Raw genomic sequence first — 20,445 nt, 5'->3', positions numbered from 1 at the left:
TTTCATTCGTTAGACCTCACAATGGCGCGCCATGTCCTAACCAAGCTGAAAGCCGCAGAGCGTCAAATCCGGACTGCTGTGACCTCTACTTCTTGCACGGCGACTTGGTCTCCGTTATGACGCTGGCAGGCGCAGCCGAAGAAATCTGCGGCAATCTTCTTCGGCGGCAAGGCAAGATGAACATTCTTGGGGTCATGCACGAGGAGAGCAAGCGCCAAGGCCTCAATCTCTCCGAAGAGACGTTGTATGCGAGGGCGTCAAAGCTACGGAACGCGCTAAAGCACGCGAAGAGCCCAACGGAGGACAGGTTCACCTTTGACGACGAAGCCGCTGTTCTGATGCTGGTCCGAGCGGTCATAAATTTTCAACTTTGTGGCCGTGCGCTCCCGGCGGAGGCGGAGAAGTTCATCCTATGGGTGCGACAACATGGGCTACTTAGCGTCTATGAGTCCTAACAAGTCGATCCACTCGGACGCGGAGCTTGTATCAGTTTAGTGGACACCTTCAATTCGGCCCCCCTTTCGAACACCCGGCAGGAGAACCATGAGCAAAGTTTTCGTCAACATCGGACTCAGCCTCGACGGCTACCTGGCTCCCGAGGGCATGACCATGGGCAAGCCCGAGTACAAGAACTGGGGCGCCAAGTGGGGCGCGATGATGGGCTGGGCGCTGCGGCAGCAGTACTTCCGCGACCTCCTCGGGCTCGGGCCAGGGGGCGAGACCGGGGCGGTCAATGAGCTGCTTCGCAGCACCAACGAGCGCATCGGCGCCAACATCATGGGCAAGCGGATGTTCGACCAGGGTGAGGTCGCCTGGCCGGAGGAAGCCCCGTTCCACACACCGGTGTACGTCCTGACCCACCAGAAGCGCGAACCCTGGGTGCGCCCCGGCGGCACGACCTTCTTCTTCATCAACGACGGCCCGGAGCGTGCCCTGGAACTGGCGCGGGAATCGGCGGGCAGCCGTGACATCCGCATCTCGGGTGGGGCGGACGTGATCCAGCAGTACCTGAACCTGGGGCTCGTCGACGAGCTGGAGCTCGCCCTGGCCCCCGTGTTGTTCTGCGGCGGACGGCGCCTCTTCGAAAACCTGCGCGAGCCCGCACCGCAGTTCCGCATCGACAGGGTGCTCGATGGTCCCTCCGCCACGCACTTGCGCTACGTGCGCCAGTAAGAGGCGGCCGGACCAGCGGTTGCAGCGGACGTTGCACCGGTTCAGGCCGCGCCACGGTCTGACACCGACCAAGGGGAGGCAATCGTGACACCGGCAGAATCCGACTACCTCATGCGCCTTGCAGGCCTCTCCCTGTCCTTCGTCGGTTTTTCGGCGGTGGTCGTCACGCTGCGGGGCGCATTGCGAGGCGAGATCGCCGACCGGCACCTGCGACTCGTGCGCCTCTACATCGAAGGTGGCCTCCTGGTCACGGCCCTGGCCCTGGTCCCCGCGCTTCTGAGCCTTCTCCACGTCCCCGACAGCGTCACCTGGCCGCTGGCCAGTGCGGTGGCTGCCTCGATCTTCACTGTCGTCCTCGTGGTCCAGTTCCGTCGCCGGCGCGCAGTCGAAGGGGGCCGGTTTCCGCCCTGGGTCGTCATCGTTTACGCCGCTTCCACGCTTGCGGTCGCGGGCCTCTGGCTCAATGTCGCGGGAACCCCCTTTCCACCCAATGTCGGCCCGTTCGCAGTCGGCCTCACGTGGGCCCTGTGCGCCTTCGGGTTCATCTTCGTTCGAACGATCGACGTGTTCCTGCACCGTGAGGCGTGACCTGTCCCGTCCACGCCGGCGTCGCACGCGCCCTTCGGGCCAGCGCCGCAACGGCCACCGCACCTCCACCTGCTTCTCGTCACCCCCGAAGGAAAGCAACCATGCCTCGCCAGATCATCTTCACGCCCAACGCAGCCAAGCCACCGCCGGCCTACAGCCAGGCGGTCAAGGCGGCTGGTCTGGTGTTCGTCTCGGGCACTGCGCCGAACGACCCCGCTACGGGCGCCATCCAGGGCACGACCATCCAGGAACAGACCAGGCAGTGCCTGGCCAACATCCAGGCGATCCTCGAGGCGGCAGGCAGTTCGCTGGACAAGGTGGTCAGCGCCACCGTCGTGCTCGCCGACGAGGCTGAATTCGCGGGCATGAACGAGGAGTGGCTCCGCTGGTTCCCTTCCGACCCACCGGCGAGGCAAGGCGCGAAGCTGCCGGTGCGCATTCCCGGCCTGAAGGTCTCCATCGCTGCCATCGCCGAAGCCTGAGCCTCCCTTGTCCCTGTCCCTCCTCCTCAAGGCCCTGCTCGGGGCCGGCGTCGTGCTGCTCATCGCACTGCTGTCCAAGTCGAAGGCCTACTACGTCGCGGGGATGGTTCCGCTCTTCCCGACGTTTGCCCTGATCGCGCACTACATCGTCGGCACGGAGCGCTCCGGCGCTGACCTGCGGCAGACCGCCCTCTTCGGCTTGTGGTCGCTGCTTCCCTACGCCGTGTACCTCGGCATCGTGTACTTCTTCAGCGTGCGCGCCGGACTCCTTGCGACGCTGGGCGCCGCCACGGCCGGCTGGTTCCTCGCGGCCGCGCTGGTGCTCGTCGCCTGGACGCGCGGCTGAAACCCGCCGGGCGCTTCCCAAGTGGCCCCTTTGGAGCGAACATGACCGCACGCTCCGGGAGCCCGCCATGCAGCCGCGCATCACCCTCCTCACCCTGTGCGTCGACGACCTGCAGCGCGCCGTGCGCTTCTACCGCGACGGCCTGAGCCTGCCCACGCAAGGCATCGTCGGCGAGCAGTTCGAACACGGCGCGGTCGCCTTCTTCGACCTCGCGTTCGGACTGCGCCTCGCCCTGTGGCCGCGCGCCAGCCTGGCGCACGATGCGCAGATCGCGGTCGGCCCGCGCAGCGCCACCGAGATCTGCCTGGCGCACAACGTGGGCAGCCGCGAGGAGGTCGACACGGTCATGGGCGAGGCCAGGCGCGCCGGCGCCGGCATCGTGAAACCGGCGCAGGACACCTTCTGGGGCGGCTACGCCGGCTATTTCCAGGACCCGGACGGGCATCTCTGGGAGGTGGCGTTCAACCCGGAACTGCTGCCGGACGACTCCTGAGGCCCCGCATCGTGCCCTGCGCGCAACGCCGCACACGGGCCTGCAAGCTTGCGTGACAACTTTCCCGGCCGGAGCGTGGACGGTCCCCGGGCCTGCCCCGACAATTCCCGGATGCGCTTTCGCCGCCTGATGCCTTGCCTTGCCGCCGCCTGCGTCGCCCACGCGGCCGCGGCGCAGACCGCCGCCTCCGTCGCCACGCCGGCGCGCGATTCGGCGGCGGTCTTCATCGCCCAGGGCAGCGTGGTGGTCGCGCGGCTGGCGGCTGAATGCCTCACCGTGGTGGGTCGCACCGAGTCGCCGCAAACCCTGCTCGCCTCCTGGCAGGACCGCAACGCGCGCTACGTCGGCGCCTCGGCGAAGTACCTGGACGTCCGGCTCCAGGAAGCGGAGGCGGCCGGCGGCAAGGAACGGCGCGAGTCGGCCCTGGCCGAGGTGCGCGCCGCCGTGCAGGCCAGCGCCGAGTCCAGCCTGCGCGCGCTGCTGCAGGGACGCAAGGAGGACGTGTGCATGCGCGCCGTCACCCTGCTGGATGCCGGCGCCCTGGACGTCAACACCAAGCTCCCCCAGTTCGAGCAACTCGAAGCGCTGGCGCGTTGGGCCGAGCAGTGAGCGAGCTGGCGCCGCTGCCGCCCACGCCCACGGGCCGCTACCGCCATTACAAGGGCGGCGAGTACGAGGTGATGGGCGTGGCCCGCCACAGCGAGACGCACGAGCCCCTGGTGGTCTACCGCCCGCTCTACGACGACAGCGGCTGGTGGGTGCGCCCGCACGCCATGTTCTTCGAAGAGGTGGTGGTCGCCGGTGTGCGGCAACCGCGCTTCGCGCGCATCGGCTGAAGGATCGCACCATGTGGCGCGTGCTCCCCTTCCAGTGGCTGGTCTACTACTTCCTGTTCGGGCTGGTGCTCGTGTTCCTGCTGATGTGGAAGGTGCAGGGCCAGCCCAATTACCTCAAGAAGGGCGGCAAGGGCCTGTTCAAGCTGTTCACGACGCTGTGGACCACCGTCACGGTGTTCACGATCGTCACGCTGCTCGCCGGCAAGTTCCTGTGGACGCCGCTGGCCTCCACCCGCTGGTTCTCCGACGCCGTGTTCGCGGACGTCTCGGGCGACTGGGTGGGCCTGCTGCAAAGCGCCACCGCCGCGCAGGTCCCCGGCTCGCGCGGTCCGGCCGACAAGGTGGAGGTGCACATCGAGCAGGACTTCTTCGAGCTGGAGATCACCTTCACCTCCAACCGCAGCCGCACCGACTCGCACACCATCACGGTCTGGCCCGAGCGCGACGTGGCCAAGCGCAAGCAGCGCCTCTGGTACATGTACGAGGCCCGCACGCCCGGCCCGCTGCCGGGCGATCCCGCGGTCTACCAGGGCGGCGGCTTCATCGACGTGCGCCAGGCCCGCTCCGGCCGCGTGCTGGAAGGCCTCTACTGGACCAACCAGAACTGGCAGCGCAACGCCCATACGGCCGGCCTGATGCGGCTGCACCGCGCGGGGTCCGCGCCCGGCCCCGCGCCGGCCGCCGGCGCCCCCATGTGACCGCTGACGAGCAGGCTGGGTCCGCGGCAGCGGAGCCGTCCTACAAGCCGCAACGCGGCTTGCGCCCATGATGGCCCAAGAAGACGCACGAGGTGAACGATGGCGCTGCCGCATGCACAACCGATGGACGTGATCAACGTGGGCCCGTATGGCGAGGAGCTGCACGGGCAGGTGAGCACCAGCCTGATCAAGACCGATCGCATGCAGCTGCTGCACATGGTGCTGGCGCCGCGCCAGGACGTGGCGCAGCACCACGTCGACGAGGAGTGCACGATCCACTGCCTCGAAGGCTTCGTGGAAGTGGTGACGGGCGCGGGCGTGCGCCAGCTGCGCCCGGGCAACGTGATCCTGCTGCCCGCCAGGGAAAAGCACTCGGTGCGGGCGCGCGACCAGGAGTCGGCGGTGCTGGTGACCCTGATCCTCAATGGCGGCGACGCCGGCAACCAGGGCGGCGCGGGACACCGGCGCGCCCTGGACAAGGACGCGCCGGTCAAGCCCTGAAGCGCACTACCATCCGGGGAGGAGACTCCCCATGCAAAGACCTCTCGCCGCCCTCGCAGCCTGCGCACTGCTGCTCGTTCCCGCCCACTCGCACGCCCAGGCCTGGCCCACGAAGCCGATCCGCATCCTGGTCGGCTCGCCTCCCGGCGGTCCTTCGGACATCACCACGCGCGTCTTCGGCGAGCAGCTCAGCCAGCGCCTGAAGCAGCCGGTGGTAGTGGAGAACCGGCCCGGCGTCGGCAACAGCCTGGCCGCAGGCGTGGTCGCCAAGGGAGAGGCCGACGGCTACACGCTGGTCATCAGCCCGGACACCGTGGTCACGGTCAACCCGCTGGTCTACACCAAGCTCAATTTCGATGCGCGCACGGAGCTCGCCAACGTGTCCGTGCTGGCGGCGTTCACGCAGATGCTGGTGTGCAACGCCGGCAAGGGCGTGCGCACGGTGCCCGAACTCGTCGCCAAGGCGAAGACCACGCGCATGAACTACGCCTCGGGCGGCCCCGGCGTGCCGGGGCACCTGGCGGCGGAGATGTTCCTGCAGACCGCGGGCGCGAAGATGGAACACGTACCGTACAAGGGGCCGGCACCGGCAACGCTGGCGGTGCTCTCGGGCGAAGTCGACTGCGGTTTCCTCGCCACGCCCACCGTCCTGCCGCACGTGAAGGCCGGCAAGCTGGTCGCCCTGGCCGTGTCCTCCGTCGAGCCCTCCCCGCTCGCACCCGAGGTGCCCACGCTGGCCAAGGCGCTGAACCGGCCGGACCTGGACATCAGCTTCAAGCTCGTGCTGCAGGCGCCGAAGAACACGCCGGCCCCGGTGCTCGCGGAACTCGAACGCGCGGCCATGGACATCATGAGGAAACCGGAAGTGCGCGCCAAACTGCAGGCCTCGGACCTGGTGGTGGTGGGGAGCTCGATGAAGGATGCCGAGGCGGACGTGAAGAAGGAGACGGCGCGCTGGGAGCCGGTGGTCAAGCGGCTCGACATCAAGGCGGAGTAAGCCGGTCACTCCGCCGCCCACGTCACATCAGGCGCGCCATGACATCCGCGCCGCATCCCGGCTGCGCAGCAGCAGCGGCAGATAGGCCCCCGCCATCTCCGCCACCGTCATCCTCTCCGCCCGCGTGGAGATGCTGATCGCGGCGATCGTCGCGCCTTCCCGGTCCGGGACGGGGACCGCGATCGAGCGCACGCCCAGTTCGATTTCCTCGTCACACACCGTGTAGCCCCGCGCGCGGGAGGCGGCCAGTTCCCGCAGCACGTCGCGCACGCTGGTGATCGTGCGCGCCGTGAAGCGCTCCAGCGGCCCCGCACCCAGCAGCGCTCGCACCTCCTTGTCGGCCCGCCCCAGCAGCAATGCACGCCCCGCCGCCGAGCAATGCAGGGGCAGCGAAGAACCCACGGCAAGGCCCACGCGCATCGTGCGACGCGCGGTGGACCGGGCGGCGATCAGCACCCGCGCCCCGTTCAGGACGGCCAGCGAGGCCGACTCGCGGCTGCGCTCGCTCAGTGCGTCCAGCGCCGGCTGGAACAGGCGCGGCAACTGCGTCGAGGACGCGTACGCATAGCTGATCCGCAATGCGCCATGGTCCAGCCAGTAGCGCTTGCCGTCCGTGCGCAGGTAGCCCAGCCCGCACAACGTCAGCAGGCAGCGGCGCGCCGAGGCGGGACTGAGGTCCACCCGCCGGGCCGCTTCGGTCACGGTCATGCTGGCATGCGCCGCGTCGAAGGACTCCAGCAGGCGCAAGCCCTTCGCCAGGCCGCCCATGTGGTCCTTGTTGCGATCGGACTCTTCAGCAGGCATGGCGCCGATTGTGCGCTATGCGCAAAACGACATTGGCAGGGCGGCCGGCATGGCGCATGCTGCGGCGAATGGAATGCCCTTCTTCCCCCGTCGCGGTGCAGGAGATCCCTGCCGCCGCCATCCGCCGGCCCTGGCCCGCCGGCGGCTTCACCAGCGCGCCCTACTGGGTGTACAGCGACCCCGCGGTCTACGCCCGCGAGCAGCAGCAGATCTTCCGCGGCCGTTCCTGGCACTACGTGGGCCTGGAAGCCGAGGTGCCCGAACCGGGCTCGTACAAGAACACCTACATCGGCGAGGCCAACGTGCTGCTCACGCGCGCCGAGGACGGCACGCTGCACGCCATGCTCAATCGCTGCGCGCACCGCGGCAACATGGTCTGCCGCGAGGCCTTCGGCAAGGCGCAGAAGCTGCACTGCGTCTACCATTCCTGGAACTACAACCTCAAGGGCGACCTCACCTTCGTGGCTTTCCGCAACGGGCTGCGCGGCGAAGGCGGCCTGCCCAAGGACTTCGACATGGCCGCGCACGGACTGCAGAAGCTGCGCGTCGCGTCCATCGCCGGCGTCGTGTTCGCCACCTTCCGGGACGACACGCCGCCGCTGGAGGAGTGGCTGGGCGACGTGGGCGACGGCATCCGCCGCGTGTGCAGGAAGCCGCTGAAGGTGCTGGGCTACGACACCCAGCGCATCCACGCGAACTGGAAGGCCTATCACGAGAACCCGCGCGACTCCTACCACGCCAACATCCTGCACACCTTCTACGGCACCTTCGGGCTGTCGCGGCAGTCGCAGGAGTCGGGCATGGTGCTGGACCGGTCCGGGCGCCACGTCTACTTCTACACCAAGGCCGGCACCGAGAAGCAATCGGCCGACTACAAGGAAACGGCTTCGGCCCTGCGCTCGCACAACGAGGGCCTGCAGCTGGAGGACCCGAGCATCCTGAAGTGGCGCGATGAGTTCGGCGACGGCGTCAGCGTGCAGATCCTCTCGGCCTACCCTTCCTTCGTGCTGCACCAGATCGCCAACAGCCTGGCCACCCGGCAGCTGCTGCCCAAGGGCCCGGGCCAGTGCGACCTGGTCTGGACGTATTTCGGCTTCGCCGACGACGACGAGGCGACTGCCAAGGCGCGGCTGGCGCAGATGAACCTGGCGGGCTCCGCCGGCATGGTGTCGGTGGAGGACGCCGCCGTCTGCGAGATGATCAAGCGCGCCATTGGCGACGGACAGGATGGCGAGAGCTACATCCACATGGGCGGAAGCACCCTGGAAAGCGGCGGCAGCAGCAAGCTGTCGGAGCGGGCGATCCGCAATTTCTGGAACGCGTACCGCGAGGACATGGGGATCTGACGATGGCGCTGCTGCACGAAAACCATTTCCGCGCCGTCGAGAACCTCGTCCACGAGTGGGCACGCTGCATCGACGAGAACCGTGTCGAGGCCGTCTGCGAGCTGATGCTGCCGGACGGCCGCTACACGGTGCAGTCGCGCTTCAATGCCGACCGCGGCCTGCCGCATGCGCTCATGGACGCGCACTCCGCGGCGCAGCTGCGCGACCGCATCAAGTCGATGCGGCTGGCCAACATCTACGAGCCGCAGCACTACCGGCACGTCATTTCCGGCGTGCAGATCGTGGGCGGGGACGCGCAGGCGCTGCAGGTGCGCTCGAGCTTCCTGGTGGTCCGCACGCTGGACCTCGACGGCGACATGAAACTGTTCGCCGCCGGACAATGCGAAGATGTGGTGGACGTGAGCGGGGCGCAGCCGCTGTTCCGCGCGCGCCACTTCAAGCTGGACTCGCGCGTCGTCGAGACCCTGATGGTGATCCCGCTCTGAGCCCTTCGAACAACAAGGAGACGACATGATCCGCAACATCGCCGCGGTGCTCGCGGCTGCACTGGCCCTGGGCGCCCTGCCCCTGGGCGCGTCCGCGCAAGCCTGGCCCAAGGGAACCATCACGGTCGTGGTGCCGCTCGCGGCCGGCGACGGCGGCGACGCCACGGCGCGCGCGATGTCCGAAGTCCTGTCCAGGGAGCTGGACACGTCCGTGGTCGTGAGCAACAAGCCCGGCGCGGGCGGCGCGCTGGGCGTGCAGTCGGTGATCGCCGCCAAGAAGGACGGCTACACGGTGCTGTTCACGCAGAACAGTCCGCTCACGATCCGCCGCGTGCTGGAGCCGGCCGCGGCCGCCTACGACCCGCTGCGCGAATTGAGCCCGCTGGCGATCACCACGCGCACGCCCTCGGTGCTCGTGGTGCGCAAGGACGCGCCCTTCTCCACTTTCCAGGACATGATCGCGTATGCGAAGAAGAACCCGGGCAAGGTGCGCATCGGCAACGCCGGCCCGGGATCGTCCGGCGACCTGAGCGTGCAGGTGATCAACACCGCGGCCGGCACCGACATGACGTCCGTCCCGTACAAGGGTGCGGCGCCTGCCGTCACCGACGTTCTGGGCGGGCAGGTCGAAGGCGTGATCCTCGCGCTCGGCGCCGTGGCCACGCACATGAAGGCGGGCACCCTCAAGGCGATCGCGATCTCCAGCCCCTTCCCCGAACTGCCGGACGTGCCCACGCTGGGCAAGCTGGGCTACAAGCAGGAGATCCTGGGCGTGTGGTTCGCGTGGATGCTGCCCGCGGGCACGCCGCCGGAGGTCGCGCAGGCCTTGCTGCCGGCCCTGCAGAAGGCGGCGCGCGACCCCGGCGTGGCCGCACGCCTGCTGCCCCTGGGCATCGTGCAGGAGTGGGAGCCGGCGAACCGGCTCGCCGCCGAGATCACGCACGAGTACGACACGATCACGCAGGTCACCAGCAAGTTGCGCAAGTAGCTCAATGGTGCTCCGGGGGCGGCTGGCATTTCGTCTTGAACAGCGGTGTCCCCGTCGGAGGGTCGACCACGTCGAACCGGGCCATCATTGCGTGGTCTTCGTGCTCCATGTTGTGGCAGTGGAACACGAACGGCCCGGGGTAGTCCGCGAAGCGCACGTACACCTCCACCGCACTGTTGGGCCCGAGCAGGATGGTGTCCTTGCGCGCGAGGCCATCGGCTTCGACGGATTGGCCCCGGTCGGGCTGCGTGCCGTCGAAGGGGCGCTGGCCGTTGCGGCTCAACACGCGCATGAACTCGTGGTGCACGTGGATGGGATGCCACCAGCCCCCACCCCCGTTCACCAGTCGCCAGACCTCGGGCAAGCTGTTGACGGCCGTGGCCATCGGCGTGTGCAGGTCGCCGGCCAGCCTGCCGTTGATCTGCCACTGGCCGTTGCCACGCTCGAACCTGAAGGTCCTCGTGCGCTTGCGCGCCTCCGCCAGATCGGCTTCGCAGATGGGCGCGAACGGCCGCAGCGTGGCGGGCACGCGGCTGTGATCGTTGTAGTCCACCTCGCCGAGCACGAACTTGAGAACGCGGGTGCCGCGCGAGGCGAGCTTGGGCTCCTCGAACTTGCCTTCCGGCCCGCGCCCATCCGTCTGGATCAGGCGGTTCTCGAGGTAAAGCTCCGTGATGCCGGGATACGCAAACTCAGGAGCGTTGAAATCGATCACCACCTCCACGCGTTCCGCCATCCCCAGGAGGAAACTGGGCCGCCTCACGGGCCGCGACAGCAGGCCGCCTTCCGTGGCGATCTGCGTCATGGAGTAGCTCCTGCCGGTGGAATCCGTCAGGAACAACTGGTAGATCCGGGCGTTGGATCCGTTGAGCACGCGGAAGCGGTACTTGCGGCGCTTGACGTTCACATAAGGCTGCACCTTGCCGTTCACCAGGTAGTTCGCTCCCAGGAAACCGTCGGTGTCGAACTGGTTGAACACCAGCTCGCCGTTGGCGCCGAAGGTCTTCTCCTGCAGCACGAGCGGGATGTCGTGCTCGCCGCTGGGCAGGCGCAGCGGGCTGATGTCCTTGAGGGTCGCCGGGTCCTCCTCGCCGGTATCCAGCGTGTTCGACAAGAGGAAGCTCCGGAGGTCGTCGTTCTCGTCCGGGTTCGGGTTGTCGTGGACAAGGAAGAAGCCCGCCAGTCCTCGGTAGACATTCGGCCCCGTGAAGTCCAGCGTATGGTCGTGGTACCAGAGCGTGCACGGGCGCTCGAAGTGCTCGCCGTGGTCCTGGGCGGTGGGGTAGTTGGGGTCGACCAGCGGGTAGATGTAGTCGTAGTGCTCGCCGCGCGCATAGCGCGGTTCGAACTCCTTGCCGTCGACCGTGATCTTGCCGGGGAAGCCGTCGAAGCGGTAGGGCACATGGGCGCCATGCAGGTGCACGGACAGGAGCGGCTCGCCGAAGCCGTGGTGCTCGTGCAGCGCGGGCAGCATGTTCTCGTGCCGGACCACCACGCAGGCCTTCTTGTTGTGGTTCGAGAGCTGCTCGCGGAACGTGGGGCCGAGCGCATACGGCCAGTACTTCACGGACGGGTGGCCGTCGCGGTAGCCCCAGATCTCCGTGTAAGGCAAGTCGCGGTGGAACTTGACCTGGCGCACCTCGGCGACCACCTTGTAGAACCGGGAAGCCGAGCCGACGTAGTTGTAGAAATCCTTCTGGTTGAAGTCCGAGAACTCGGGTGGCAGCTTGTTGTTCGCCGCATCGCGGTCGAACGCGATCGGCGAAGGCGGCAGGGGCAGCGGGTCGACGAAAGGCGTGAGCACCCGCCCGGTCTGCGCGTCGGCGCGAAAGGCGGGCAAGGCGACGGCCGCGGCGGAACCGCCGAGGGTCGCACGGAACAGGGTTCTCCGATTCATCATGTTCTTCTCCTCGGGGTGGCGGCTCAGGACCAGCGCGTGATGCTTTCCACGATGCGCTCCGGGTCCGCCAGCGCCGAGACCTTGGCCCAGCGCCCCAGCGCGTCGTTGCCGTACACGACCATGCCGGTGTGCTGCGTGATGTCGCGGTCCAGCGCCGGATCGCGTTCGAAGACGCCCAGCGCCCGCCGCAGCAGGTCGATGTCGCGCGGTCTACCGGTCAGGAACTGCCAGCCGGCACGCGCACCGAAGCTGGCCGCATAGGCCTTCAGGACCGTGGGCGTGTCGTGCGCCGGGTCGATGCTGATGGAGGCCATGCGGACCTCCCGCCCCAGGCGTTCGCCCAGCAGCGTCTGCACCCGGACGAGATTGGCCGTGGTGGAGGGGCAGATGTCGGCGCACTGGGCGTAGATGAAGTTGATCGCCACGGTATGGCGGCCGCGCACCAGGTCGTCGTAGAAGCGCAGGGCGCGTCCTTCCTGGTCGAGCAGGCGCACATTGGGCAATTCGGTTTCTGCGGTGGCGGGCGTGGCGGCAGCGCGAGCGTGTGACGCCCACGTTACCAACGGAGCCACGACAAAGAGCCTGCGGTGTATCTGCATGTCGGTCCTCCTCATGGGACCAACGACGTCGCTTGCCCGGAGATGTGCTGCGTGGAGGGGCTTCTCGTTCGAACAACTTGTGCAGTCTTGTTGCGTGAGCGGGCGGGCGCAAGCGAAACAACAAAGCGAGACTGTCACGCGCTGGTCTGTAACCTTCGTGGAACGTGCAGCGCAACAACTTACGATTCGCCACGATCGGCGTGCTGGTACGCTGTCTGGCGCGAGCTCATGAACGCATCCGATCACCTCGACCGTTTCCTCACCGCCCAGGCGCCGGTGTTCGACCAGGTGCTGGCCGAACTGCGTGCCGGCCGCAAGCGCAGGCACTGGATGTGGTTCGTCTTTCCGCAGCTGCGCGGGCTGGGCATGAGCCCGACGGCGGAGTTCTTCGGCATCGCTTCCGTAGAGGAAGCGCGGGCGTACTTGGCCCATCCCTTGCTGGGGCCGCGCTTGCGCACGTGCTGCGCGCTCATGCTCCAGGTACCAGAACGTTCCGCCCACGAGATCCTGGGCTCGCCCGACGACCTGAAGTTCCGCTCCTGCCTGACGCTGTTCTCGCTGGCCGATCCCGCCGAGCCACTGTTCCGGGAGGGCCTGGAGCGCTTCTACGGCGGGCTGCCCGACCCCCGCACGCTGGCGCTTTGCGGCACCATGGGCGCATGAAGCAGCAACAACAAGCAGCAGGCAGCACGCCGCAGTTCCTCCACGACGAAAGCAGCTCGCGCTACGAGCTGCGGGTGAACGGCGATCTCGCCGGCCAGGCGCAGTACCGCCGCGAAGGCGACACGGTCCGCCTGACGCACACCGAAGTGGATTCCCGGTACGAAGGGCAAGGGTTCGGGTCGCGGCTGGCGGCTTTCGTGCTGGACGATCTGAAGGCGCGCGGAAGCAAGGTGATTCCGAGCTGCCGGTTCATGGCCGGGTATATCGCGCGGCACGAGAAGGAGTACGGCGGGTTGGTGGTGGGGTGAATGGGTGATGGGGCCGCCCCGCGCACGCCGAAAAAGAAAAGGCCCGGCAAGCCGGGCCCCTCCTCTCGCCTTCGCGCAGGCGCTCAGACGTTCATGATCGCGACCGAGCGCGCGTTGAGGTACGCCTCCAGCGACTCCGGACCGCCTTCGGAGCCATAGCCCGAATCCTTGATGCCGCCGAAGGGCATTTCGGCGCTGGGCATCGCCGGCATGTTGATCCACAGCATGCCGACTTCCACGCGCCGCGTGAGCAGGTCGGCGTTCTTCAGCGACTTCGTGAACGCATAGCCGGCCAGGCCGAAGGACAGGCGGTTGGCTTCCTTGATCGCGTCATCGAGGTTGGTGAAGCTGCGGATGCCCGCGACCGGACCGAAAGGCTCGTCGTTGAACACCTTGGCCTCCAGCGGCACGTCCACCAGCACGGTGGGCTCCCAGAAGTTGCCGGAGTCGCCGATGCGCTTGCCGCCGGTCAGCACGGTGGCGCCCTTCTTGACGGCGTCCTCCTGGAATTCGCTCATGGCGGTCACGCGGCGCGGATTGGCCAGCGGGCCCATCGTCGTGCCCTCGGCCAGGCCGTCGCCGACCTTCAGGCCCTGCGCGTACTTGGCCAGCGCCTGCGCGAAGTCGTTCTTCACGCTCTCGTGCACCAGGAAGCGCGTCGGCGAGATGCAGACCTGTCCGGCGTTGCGGAACTTGGCCGCACCGGCGGCCTTGACGGCCAGCTGGATGTCCGCGTCCTCGCACACGATCACGGGGGCGTGGCCGCCCAGCTCCATGGTCACGCGCTTCATGTGCTGGCCCGCCAGCGCGGCGAGCTGCTTGCCCACGGGCGTGGAACCGGTGAAGGTGACCTTGCGGATGATGGGATGCGGGATCAGGTAGCCGGAGATCTCGGCGGGGTTGCCGTACACCAGCTGCAGCACGCCGGGCGGGATGCCCGCATCGGCGAAGGCCTTGACGAAGGCGGCCGGACCGGCCGGGGTCTCCTCGGCGGCCTTCACCAGCATCGAGCAGCCGGCGGCCAGCGCCGGGCCGACCTTGCGCACCACCTGGTTGATGGGAAAGTTCCAGGGCGTGAAGGCGGCCACGGGACCCACGGGGTCCTTCACCACCATCTGGCGCATCTCCGGCTTGAAGCGCGAGGGCACGAGGCGGCCATAGACGCGCAGGCCCTCGTCGGCATACCACTCGATCATGTCGGCGGCGGCCATCGTCTCGCCCTTGGCTTCCACCAGCGGCTTGCCCTGCTCCTGGGTCAGCAGCGGGGCGATCTCGGCGGCGCGCTCGCGGATCAGGCCGGCGGCCTTGCGCATGATCTTGGCGCGGTCGGCGGGCGGCATGTCGCGCCACACCTCGAAGCCCTTCTGCGCGGCCGCCAGGGCCTTGTCGAGGTCGGCCTTGCCGGCCTGGGCGACGCGGCCGATTTCCTTGCCGTTGGCGGGATTGAAGACGGCGAGCGAGCGGCCTTCGGCGGCATCCTGCCACTGGCCGTTGATGAAGAGCTGCGTATTGGGGTAGGTCATGGGGCGGATCCCTTGTGCGGAGTGCAACCGGGATTATGCGTTGGCCCGCAACCCCTCGCTCCGGAGGGGGACGGCAGCGCGCCGTCCCCCTGCGCCCTCACTGCGCGTTCGTCGGCGTGCCGGCCAGCGTGCGCACCGGCAGCGCGCTCGCACGGGCCTGCGCCAGGTAGGCGGAGCCGCTGTCCTCGCGGGTCAGCGCCTGCACCTCGCCGCGCGAGGCCAGGTAGCCGGCGACGACGTCCTGGCGCGTGGCGCTGCCCTGGAAGTACTTCAGCGGCTGGTAGTGCGTGGCCCAGGGGTTCACGCCCGTGGCCTTGTAGGCAGCCAGTTCGGCATTGACTTCGGCGCGGCTCTTCGTGCCGGCAAAGCGTTCGTTCACGACGGTGGGGTCGTCGGCCAGGGCGTTGCCGGCAAAGGCGGCGAGCAGCAGGGCGGAGACGGTCAGCTTGGCGTTCATGGTGCTTCCTTCAGTGTTCGATCGGGGTTTCGGTCCGGGCGGTGCTCCTGCGCCGTCCGTGCATGCACTGTAGGAAGCGCCGTTTAGGCGGTTCTTAGGGTTGTCTTAGTTGGGAATGAGCGCACGCGCGCTGCTCCCGGCAGCCGAACGGAAGACAATCAGGGCAGGCGCCGGGCGAGCTTGCGCGTTCCGTGAAAGAGCCCCGCCTCACAGGAGTCACGCCATGGACGACGAAGTGTTCAACCTCAGCCTGCGCAAGTTCCTGAAGATGGTGGGCGTGAGTTCGCAGCGCGAGATCGAGCAGGCGGTGGCCAAGGCCCTGCAGGAAGGCGCGATCGCCGGCACCGAAACCTTCCCCGCCACGATGACGCTGGAGATCCCGCAGCTGAAGCTGCGTACGCACTTCCACGGCGAGATCCGGCTGCAGGACGCGGGGGACTAGCCGCAGCATTGCGCGCATGATGCGGGTGCGCTGCACCGCCCGCGATACACGCCGGCGGGCGCCGACAGCAATGGTCACTCCGGCAGCAAGGGCTCGGACCGGGTGCGGGCCCGGGCAGCGCGGTCGAGGAGCTTGTAGCCCAGCATGCCCACGAGCATGGACGCGACGAACAGGGCTGCCTTGGGCTGACCGGCCGCCATGGACACGATCGCCGGGCCGGGGCAGAAGCCGGCGAGTCCCCAGCCTGCGCCGAACAGGAGGGATCCGACGATCAGCGGCTTGTCGATGCCGCGCGCGCTTGGCAAGTACAGGGCGCCACCCAGCAAGGTCTTCGTGCGGCGCTTCGCCAGCGCGAAGGCGAACGAGCCCACGACGATCGCCCCGCCCATGACGAAGGCGAGGGATGGATCCCACGCGCCGAACAGGTCCAGGAAGCCCTGGACCTTTCCGGGGTCGGTCATCCCGGACAGCAGCAGGCCCCAGCCGAACAGCAGGCCGACGAGGAACTCGAGTGCGCGGTGCATCACCCCCTCCTTCAGGCGTGGCGGACGAGGAAGACCGTGGCGAAGCCCGCGACCATGAAGGCCAGCGTCGCCACCAGCGAACGGGGGGACAGCCGCGACAAGCCGCACACGCCGTGGCCGCTGGTGCAGCCAGAGCCGTAGCGGGTGCCGAAGCCCACGAGCAGGCCTGCAGCCATCACCGCGGCAGGGCCGGCCTCGATGCGCGGTGCCGGCAGGAAGCCGGCCGGCGCGAGCCAGCCGAAGGTCAAGGGCGCGACAAGCATCCCCAGGAGGAAGGCGACGCGCCAGCCTACGTCTCCCGGCTTCGCACCGAGCAGGCCGCCGACGATGCCGCTGATGCCCAGGATGCGCCCGTTGAACAGGATGAAGGCCGCGGCGGCGACGCCCAGCAGCACGCCGCCGGCGAGCGAGGCCCATGGCGTGAAATGGCTCCAGTCGATCATGAATCACTCCTTGCCCTTGGGGCGGGCCGTGCCATTGGCGCCGTCGTCGCAGCAGAACTCCACGTACAGCGTCTCGATCACGGCCAGCGCCTTCGGGCTGGCGAGCGAGTAGTAGATGTTCTTGCCTTCCCGGCGCGTGCTCACCAGCTCCTCCTCGCGCAGCACCGTGAGCTGCTGGGACAGGGTGGGCTGCACGATCCCCAGCGCCTCCTCCAGCTGGCCGACGCGGGCCTCCCCCTCCGAGAGGTAGCACAGGATCAGGAGGCGATCGGGGTTGGCCAGGACCTTGAGCAGGCCGCAGGCCGCGCGGGCCGCCTCCTGCATCTGCGCGAGAGGCAGCGGGAGGGAAGACGTGGACATCGGGTTCCTATCGGTTAGCTTGACGATAGTCTATTTACTTTAAATCTATCAGTCAATATATTGACCGCAGCTTGTCCAGGAGGCTGCAATGTCACCGTCCCCCCGCCCGCAGGTCCACGGCGTCTTCGACCGGACCACCGGGACGACCACGTATGTCGTGAGCGCCGGCCCCGGCTCCGCATGCGCGATCATCGATTCCGTCCTGGACTACGACCCGAAGTCGGGCCGCACGCGCACCAAGTCGGCCGACGAGGTGATCGCCTTCGTGAAGGCCAACCGGCTGAACGTCGAGTGGATCCTCGAAACGCACGCCCACGCCGACCATCTGACTGCCGCGCCCTACCTGAAGGCCAGGCTGGGGGGCCGCACCGGCATCGGTGAACACATCATGGCGGTGCAGAAGGTGTTCAAGGGCATCTTCAACCTGGAGCCCGGCTTCCGCCAGGACGGCTCGCAGTTCGACCATCTGTTTCGCGACGGCGAGGCGTTCCGCATCGGGGAACTGCAGGTCCGCGTGATGCACGTGCCGGGGCACACGCCGGCGGACATCGCCTTCCACGTGGGAGACGCCGTCTTCGTCGGCGACACGCTGTTCATGCCGGACGTGGGCACGGCGCGCTGCGATTTCCCCGGCGGGGATGCGCACGCACTCTACGCGTCGGTGCGCCGCATCCTGGCGCTGCCGCCGCAGACGCGGCTGTTCATGTGCCATGACTACCCGCCGAACGGCCGGCCCGTGATGTTCGAGACCACGGTCGCGGAGCAGCTGGCAGGGAACATCCAGATCCGGGACGGCATCACCGAGCAGCAGTTCGTCGAGATGCGCACGAAGCGCGACGCCACCCTGGAGATGCCCGTGCTGATCCTGCCCGCCGTGCAGGTGAACATCCGCGCCGGCGACCTGCCGCCGAGGGACGAGAACGGCGTGTCCTACCTGAAGATTCCCGTGAACGCGCTCTGAGCCACGGAGGTGATGGAGATCCGGCACCCTGGCCGGAGCGGGCGTCGCGCCGCAGGTGCGCCCCGAAGTGACGTGGGGGCCTAAGGCTCGGTCCCCGCCCGCACGCGCCGGTAGTGCACGGTGTGCGCGTGGATGTGGTCGACGCCGGTGAACTCGTTGCTGGACTCGAAGGCGATCTGGAAGGTGGCGAAGGGCACGTTCAGGCGCGAAGGCGGTTTGCCGTTCATGAGCGTGTAGCGGCGCTTGAGGTTGGTGCCGTCGTACAGCCAGGTGCCCTCGTGCACGAAACGCGTGACGGCGCCGCTGGCCTCGGTGACGAAGGCCTCTTCGCGGAACGCGCCCTGCGGCTCCAGCGTCAGCAGGCGGCGCACGCGCACGCCCTTCTCCCCGTATTCGCGCAGCCAGGTGCCGGGCAGCATCTCCGCGGTCTGGTCCGTGCTGAAGACCAGGCCCGGCCCGGTCTCGCCGCTGTCCGGCGGGCTTGCGCACTGGGCCAGCAGCGCTCCGAGTGCAAGCGCCGCGACCGCGGCAGTGGCGAGCGGGGACCAGCGGACCATGCGCGACTATTGCAGAAAGCCGCCCGACTTTCTCTGTCGCAGCGCGCGGGCGCGGCGGCACCCACGCCACTCCAGCTCAGCCGGCGCGACGGGACGTGGTCGCCGGCCCCGAGGGCCCCAGCAGCTTCTGCAGCAGCGGGTGCTGGATGCGGCGCTCCGCCGAGATCAGCCAGAAGTGCTCGACCAGCTCAGGCGTGTCGCCCAGCAGCCGCACGCCTTTGTCCGCGAGCAGTTCGGCGCGCGACCAGCGCGAAGCCGGGAAGGCGCCCATGCCGCTGCGGCCGAAGGTCGCCAGCAAGGCGCTGTCCTCGAACTCGCCGACCACGTGCGGCCGGAAGCCCTGGCGCTCGAACCACTGGTCCAGCCGGGCCCGCACCGCCGCATGCCCCGTGGGCAGCAGCACGGGCATTTCCGCGAGGCATTCGGGGAACCGCTTGCCGCCCTTTTTGGCGAGCGCCGCGGGTGCGAACCACGCCAGCGGCGCCTCGCCCAGTGCGTGGCTGTACAGGCGCAGGTTGGGATTGGGCGGTGCCGCGCGGTCCGACAGCACGGCGTCGAGCCGGTGCAGTGCGAGGTCGCCCAGCAGCCGGTCGAATTCGTCCTCGTTGCACAGGAGCCGCACGCCGGTTTCGTCCACCGCGGGCTGCAGCAGGTGGCGCACCACCAGCTTGGGCAGGCCGTCGGAGATGCCGACGGCCAGGCGCAGCCCCTGGCCGGTCGCCGCTTCCCGCACGGCGGCGGGAAGCTGCTCACCCAGTTGGAAGATCTGGTCGGCGTGCGCCATGGCAGCGACGCCGGCCTCCGTCAGGGCCATGCCGCGTCCGGCGGGGCGAAACAGCGCGTAGCCCAGCGACTGCTCCAGCGCCCGCACCTGCGCGCTCACGGTCTGCACCGCCATGTCGAGCCGGGCGGCGGCGCGTGCCATGCCGCCTTCCTTGGCCACCACCCAGAAATAGTAGAGGTGGCGGTAGTTGATGGGTGCTGCCATGGCGCAAGTGTGCCTTCAGGCGGACGGGCGCCCCGCCCGCCCGCGGCTCACAGCGCGTAGAGCAGCGCCGCGGCCGTGCCGAACACCAGGCCGGAGCCACCCAGGAGGGCAACGTCGGAGCGGCTGTTGCCGCTGCGCCAGCCGAAGAAGGCGGCGACCCCGCAGGCGGCGGCGAACAGCGCCGCCATCAGGCCGAAGTCGTCCGGGGACATGCGGCCCGCTCGCTCAGGACGCCTGCTGGATGCCGGCAACCATCCAGCCGCCGAAGCCGGTGCGCGGCTTGGTGAGGTGCCACACCTCGTCCAGGTCCTCCGGCGTCGCGCCGTGCTGGTCGCGCACGCTGCCCGTGAAGCGGACGCTGACCACGTAGCGGCTGTCTTCCTCCGCCACGTCCAGCACCTGCGCTTCCAGGCCGAACACCTCGGTCTGCTGCGTGGCCTGGCCGCGCTCGAGGATCTCGGCGCGGGCGACCTCGTGCATCTCCGGCGTGAGGAAGTCGCGCAGGCGCTCGACGTCGCCCGCATCGTTGGCGGCCTGCAGCGCGAGGAACTGCGACTTGGCATTGCGCACGAAGGCGGCCGTGTCGAAGTCGGCCGGGATGGTCCCGACGCCGGTGGTCGCCGGCGCGAGGCCGCCACCGATGCGCGAGCCGATCACGGAGCCGCCCTGCGGCTGCTGCACGGGGCTGCGGAACATGCCCGCGTCCGGCTGCGCTGCGCGCGGCATGCCGGCGCCGGCCAGTGCCGGGCCCTGGCCTTGCGCGCGCTTGCGCATCACGAAGCCCACCAGCAACAGGACGCCCATCGCGACGAGCGCGATGGTGAGCATGTTGGCCAGCGCCTCGCCGAAGCCGAAGTGCGAAGCGAGCGCGGCGATGCCCAGGCCCGCGGCGATGCCGGCCACCGGGCCCATCCAGCTGCGCTTGGGCGCGGCGGCGGCCGCGGCACCCGGGGCGGCCGCGGCGGCGTTGGTCGCGGCCGGCG

The 20,445-nt window shown here is 68.7% G+C and carries 29 protein-coding genes; 17 read left to right on the top strand and 12 right to left on the bottom strand.

The window, feature by feature from the left end:
* Window positions 1-543: 543 nt before the first annotated feature.
* From AC3EGR_RS08340 to AC3EGR_RS08295, 10 genes are all read left to right on the top strand, one after another.
* The gene (locus tag AC3EGR_RS08340; RefSeq protein ID WP_488546000.1) at window positions 544-1,173 is read left to right on the top strand and encodes a dihydrofolate reductase family protein; all 630 of its coding nucleotides are present in this window, start codon (window positions 544-546) and stop codon (window positions 1,171-1,173) included.
* Between the two features lie 84 nt (window positions 1,174-1,257).
* Window positions 1,258-1,761 carry a hypothetical protein gene (locus tag AC3EGR_RS08335; RefSeq protein ID WP_488545999.1) on the top strand — a complete coding sequence of 168 codons (504 nt, stop codon included), beginning with the start codon at window positions 1,258-1,260 and terminating at the stop codon, window positions 1,759-1,761.
* A 101-nt stretch (window positions 1,762-1,862) separates the two neighbouring features.
* Complete coding sequence (locus AC3EGR_RS08330; protein WP_488545998.1) at window positions 1,863-2,243, top strand: RidA family protein; 381 nt, start codon at window positions 1,863-1,865, stop codon at window positions 2,241-2,243.
* Between the two features lie 7 nt (window positions 2,244-2,250).
* The gene (locus tag AC3EGR_RS08325; protein WP_488545997.1) at window positions 2,251-2,589 is read left to right on the top strand and encodes a GlpM family protein; all 339 of its coding nucleotides are present in this window, start codon (window positions 2,251-2,253) and stop codon (window positions 2,587-2,589) included.
* 67 nt (window positions 2,590-2,656) lie between these two features.
* On the top strand, window positions 2,657-3,082 hold the full coding sequence (locus AC3EGR_RS08320; RefSeq protein ID WP_488545996.1) for a VOC family protein: 426 nt from the start codon (window positions 2,657-2,659) through the stop codon (window positions 3,080-3,082).
* A gap of 111 nt (window positions 3,083-3,193) precedes the next feature.
* Window positions 3,194-3,691, top strand: a complete 498-nt coding sequence (locus tag AC3EGR_RS08315; RefSeq protein WP_488545995.1) for a hypothetical protein — start codon at window positions 3,194-3,196, stop codon at window positions 3,689-3,691.
* Window positions 3,676-3,918 (top strand): DUF1653 domain-containing protein, encoded by a 243-nt coding sequence (locus AC3EGR_RS08310; protein WP_488545994.1) that lies wholly within the window; start codon window positions 3,676-3,678, stop codon window positions 3,916-3,918. Before AC3EGR_RS08315 ends, AC3EGR_RS08310 begins: the two co-directional genes overlap by 16 nt.
* A gap of 11 nt (window positions 3,919-3,929) precedes the next feature.
* A complete protein-coding gene (locus AC3EGR_RS08305) occupies window positions 3,930-4,616 on the top strand; it encodes a hypothetical protein (protein WP_488545993.1) in 687 nt (228 codons plus the stop codon).
* Between the two features lie 99 nt (window positions 4,617-4,715).
* On the top strand, window positions 4,716-5,117 hold the full coding sequence (locus tag AC3EGR_RS08300) for a cupin domain-containing protein (protein ID WP_488545992.1): 402 nt from the start codon (window positions 4,716-4,718) through the stop codon (window positions 5,115-5,117).
* A 31-nt stretch (window positions 5,118-5,148) separates the two neighbouring features.
* Window positions 5,149-6,114 carry a Bug family tripartite tricarboxylate transporter substrate binding protein gene (locus tag AC3EGR_RS08295; protein ID WP_488545991.1) on the top strand — a complete coding sequence of 322 codons (966 nt, stop codon included), beginning with the start codon at window positions 5,149-5,151 and terminating at the stop codon, window positions 6,112-6,114.
* Window positions 6,115-6,141: 27 nt separating this feature from the next.
* Here AC3EGR_RS08295 and AC3EGR_RS08290 read toward each other — a convergent pair whose 3' ends face one another.
* Window positions 6,142-6,918: an IclR family transcriptional regulator domain-containing protein gene (locus tag AC3EGR_RS08290; RefSeq protein WP_488545990.1), complete on the bottom strand. Its 777-nt coding sequence runs from the start codon at window positions 6,916-6,918 to the stop codon at window positions 6,142-6,144.
* Between the two features lie 68 nt (window positions 6,919-6,986).
* Between AC3EGR_RS08290 and AC3EGR_RS08285 the strand changes: the two genes are divergently transcribed.
* From AC3EGR_RS08285 to AC3EGR_RS08275, 3 genes are read left to right on the top strand one after another with little or no spacing between them, the layout of a single operon-like run.
* Window positions 6,987-8,264 carry an SRPBCC family protein gene (locus AC3EGR_RS08285; protein ID WP_488545989.1) on the top strand — a complete coding sequence of 426 codons (1,278 nt, stop codon included), beginning with the start codon at window positions 6,987-6,989 and terminating at the stop codon, window positions 8,262-8,264.
* A gap of 2 nt (window positions 8,265-8,266) precedes the next feature.
* Complete coding sequence (locus AC3EGR_RS08280) at window positions 8,267-8,749, top strand: nuclear transport factor 2 family protein (RefSeq protein ID WP_488545988.1); 483 nt, start codon at window positions 8,267-8,269, stop codon at window positions 8,747-8,749.
* 25 nt (window positions 8,750-8,774) lie between these two features.
* Entirely contained in the window at window positions 8,775-9,737 is a 963-nt protein-coding gene (locus AC3EGR_RS08275; RefSeq protein WP_488545987.1) for a Bug family tripartite tricarboxylate transporter substrate binding protein, read from the top strand.
* Between the two features lies 1 nt (window position 9,738).
* Here the strand turns inward: AC3EGR_RS08275 and AC3EGR_RS08270 are convergent, their stop codons facing one another.
* Together AC3EGR_RS08270 and AC3EGR_RS08265 are read right to left on the bottom strand one after the other, a co-directional pair.
* Window positions 9,739-11,637: a multicopper oxidase family protein gene (locus AC3EGR_RS08270; protein ID WP_488545986.1), complete on the bottom strand. Its 1,899-nt coding sequence runs from the start codon at window positions 11,635-11,637 to the stop codon at window positions 9,739-9,741.
* A 23-nt stretch (window positions 11,638-11,660) separates the two neighbouring features.
* On the bottom strand, window positions 11,661-12,131 hold the full coding sequence (locus AC3EGR_RS08265) for an SCO family protein (RefSeq protein ID WP_488546261.1): 471 nt from the start codon (window positions 12,129-12,131) through the stop codon (window positions 11,661-11,663).
* A 333-nt stretch (window positions 12,132-12,464) separates the two neighbouring features.
* On the opposite strand from AC3EGR_RS08265, the gene AC3EGR_RS08260 reads away from it, so the two are divergent.
* Entirely contained in the window at window positions 12,465-12,899 is a 435-nt protein-coding gene (locus tag AC3EGR_RS08260; protein ID WP_488545985.1) for a DUF1810 domain-containing protein, read from the top strand.
* Window positions 12,896-13,207, top strand: coding sequence for a GNAT family N-acetyltransferase (locus AC3EGR_RS08255; RefSeq protein ID WP_488545984.1), 312 nt, complete (start codon window positions 12,896-12,898; stop codon window positions 13,205-13,207). Before AC3EGR_RS08260 ends, AC3EGR_RS08255 begins: the two co-directional genes overlap by 4 nt.
* An 83-nt stretch (window positions 13,208-13,290) precedes the next feature.
* Here the strand turns inward: AC3EGR_RS08255 and AC3EGR_RS08250 are convergent, their stop codons facing one another.
* The gene (locus AC3EGR_RS08250) at window positions 13,291-14,730 is read right to left on the bottom strand and encodes an NAD-dependent succinate-semialdehyde dehydrogenase (protein ID WP_488545983.1); all 1,440 of its coding nucleotides are present in this window, start codon (window positions 14,728-14,730) and stop codon (window positions 13,291-13,293) included.
* Window positions 14,731-14,827: 97 nt separating this feature from the next.
* Window positions 14,828-15,187 carry a DUF4148 domain-containing protein gene (locus tag AC3EGR_RS08245; RefSeq protein WP_488545982.1) on the bottom strand — a complete coding sequence of 120 codons (360 nt, stop codon included), beginning with the start codon at window positions 15,185-15,187 and terminating at the stop codon, window positions 14,828-14,830.
* A 223-nt stretch (window positions 15,188-15,410) separates the two neighbouring features.
* Here AC3EGR_RS08245 and AC3EGR_RS08240 point away from each other — a divergent pair, with 223 nt between their 5' ends.
* The gene (locus AC3EGR_RS08240; RefSeq protein ID WP_488545981.1) at window positions 15,411-15,629 is read left to right on the top strand and encodes a DUF6494 family protein; all 219 of its coding nucleotides are present in this window, start codon (window positions 15,411-15,413) and stop codon (window positions 15,627-15,629) included.
* Window positions 15,630-15,703: 74 nt separating this feature from the next.
* Here AC3EGR_RS08240 and AC3EGR_RS08235 read toward each other — a convergent pair whose 3' ends face one another.
* From AC3EGR_RS08235 to AC3EGR_RS08225, 3 genes are read right to left on the bottom strand one after another with little or no spacing between them, the layout of a single operon-like run.
* Window positions 15,704-16,153, bottom strand: coding sequence for a DUF6691 family protein (locus tag AC3EGR_RS08235; RefSeq protein ID WP_488545980.1), 450 nt, complete (start codon window positions 16,151-16,153; stop codon window positions 15,704-15,706).
* Window positions 16,154-16,164: 11 nt separating this feature from the next.
* Window positions 16,165-16,596 carry a YeeE/YedE family protein gene (locus AC3EGR_RS08230; protein WP_488545979.1) on the bottom strand — a complete coding sequence of 144 codons (432 nt, stop codon included), beginning with the start codon at window positions 16,594-16,596 and terminating at the stop codon, window positions 16,165-16,167.
* 3 nt (window positions 16,597-16,599) lie between these two features.
* The gene (locus AC3EGR_RS08225; RefSeq protein ID WP_488545978.1) at window positions 16,600-16,956 is read right to left on the bottom strand and encodes an ArsR/SmtB family transcription factor; all 357 of its coding nucleotides are present in this window, start codon (window positions 16,954-16,956) and stop codon (window positions 16,600-16,602) included.
* Between the two features lie 88 nt (window positions 16,957-17,044).
* On the opposite strand from AC3EGR_RS08225, the gene AC3EGR_RS08220 reads away from it, so the two are divergent.
* Window positions 17,045-17,917 carry an MBL fold metallo-hydrolase gene (locus AC3EGR_RS08220; RefSeq protein ID WP_488545977.1) on the top strand — a complete coding sequence of 291 codons (873 nt, stop codon included), beginning with the start codon at window positions 17,045-17,047 and terminating at the stop codon, window positions 17,915-17,917.
* An 80-nt stretch (window positions 17,918-17,997) separates the two neighbouring features.
* Here AC3EGR_RS08220 and AC3EGR_RS08215 read toward each other — a convergent pair whose 3' ends face one another.
* The 4 genes from AC3EGR_RS08215 to AC3EGR_RS08200 all read right to left on the bottom strand — a co-directional run.
* Window positions 17,998-18,474: a hypothetical protein gene (locus AC3EGR_RS08215; protein WP_488545976.1), complete on the bottom strand. Its 477-nt coding sequence runs from the start codon at window positions 18,472-18,474 to the stop codon at window positions 17,998-18,000.
* Window positions 18,475-18,550: 76 nt separating this feature from the next.
* Window positions 18,551-19,462 carry a LysR family transcriptional regulator gene (locus tag AC3EGR_RS08210; RefSeq protein WP_488545975.1) on the bottom strand — a complete coding sequence of 304 codons (912 nt, stop codon included), beginning with the start codon at window positions 19,460-19,462 and terminating at the stop codon, window positions 18,551-18,553.
* A 47-nt stretch (window positions 19,463-19,509) separates the two neighbouring features.
* Window positions 19,510-19,674: a hypothetical protein gene (locus AC3EGR_RS08205; protein WP_488545974.1), complete on the bottom strand. Its 165-nt coding sequence runs from the start codon at window positions 19,672-19,674 to the stop codon at window positions 19,510-19,512.
* A 13-nt stretch (window positions 19,675-19,687) separates the two neighbouring features.
* Window positions 19,688-20,445, bottom strand: a 758-nt coding sequence (locus AC3EGR_RS08200; protein WP_488545973.1) for a Tim44 domain-containing protein, incomplete at its 5' end; no start/stop codon positions are given.

Source organism: Ramlibacter sp. G4-7, assembly GCF_057784995.1.
The sequence above is the reverse complement of the archived record's forward strand: the minus strand, read 5'-3'. Positions and strand labels throughout refer to the sequence as shown.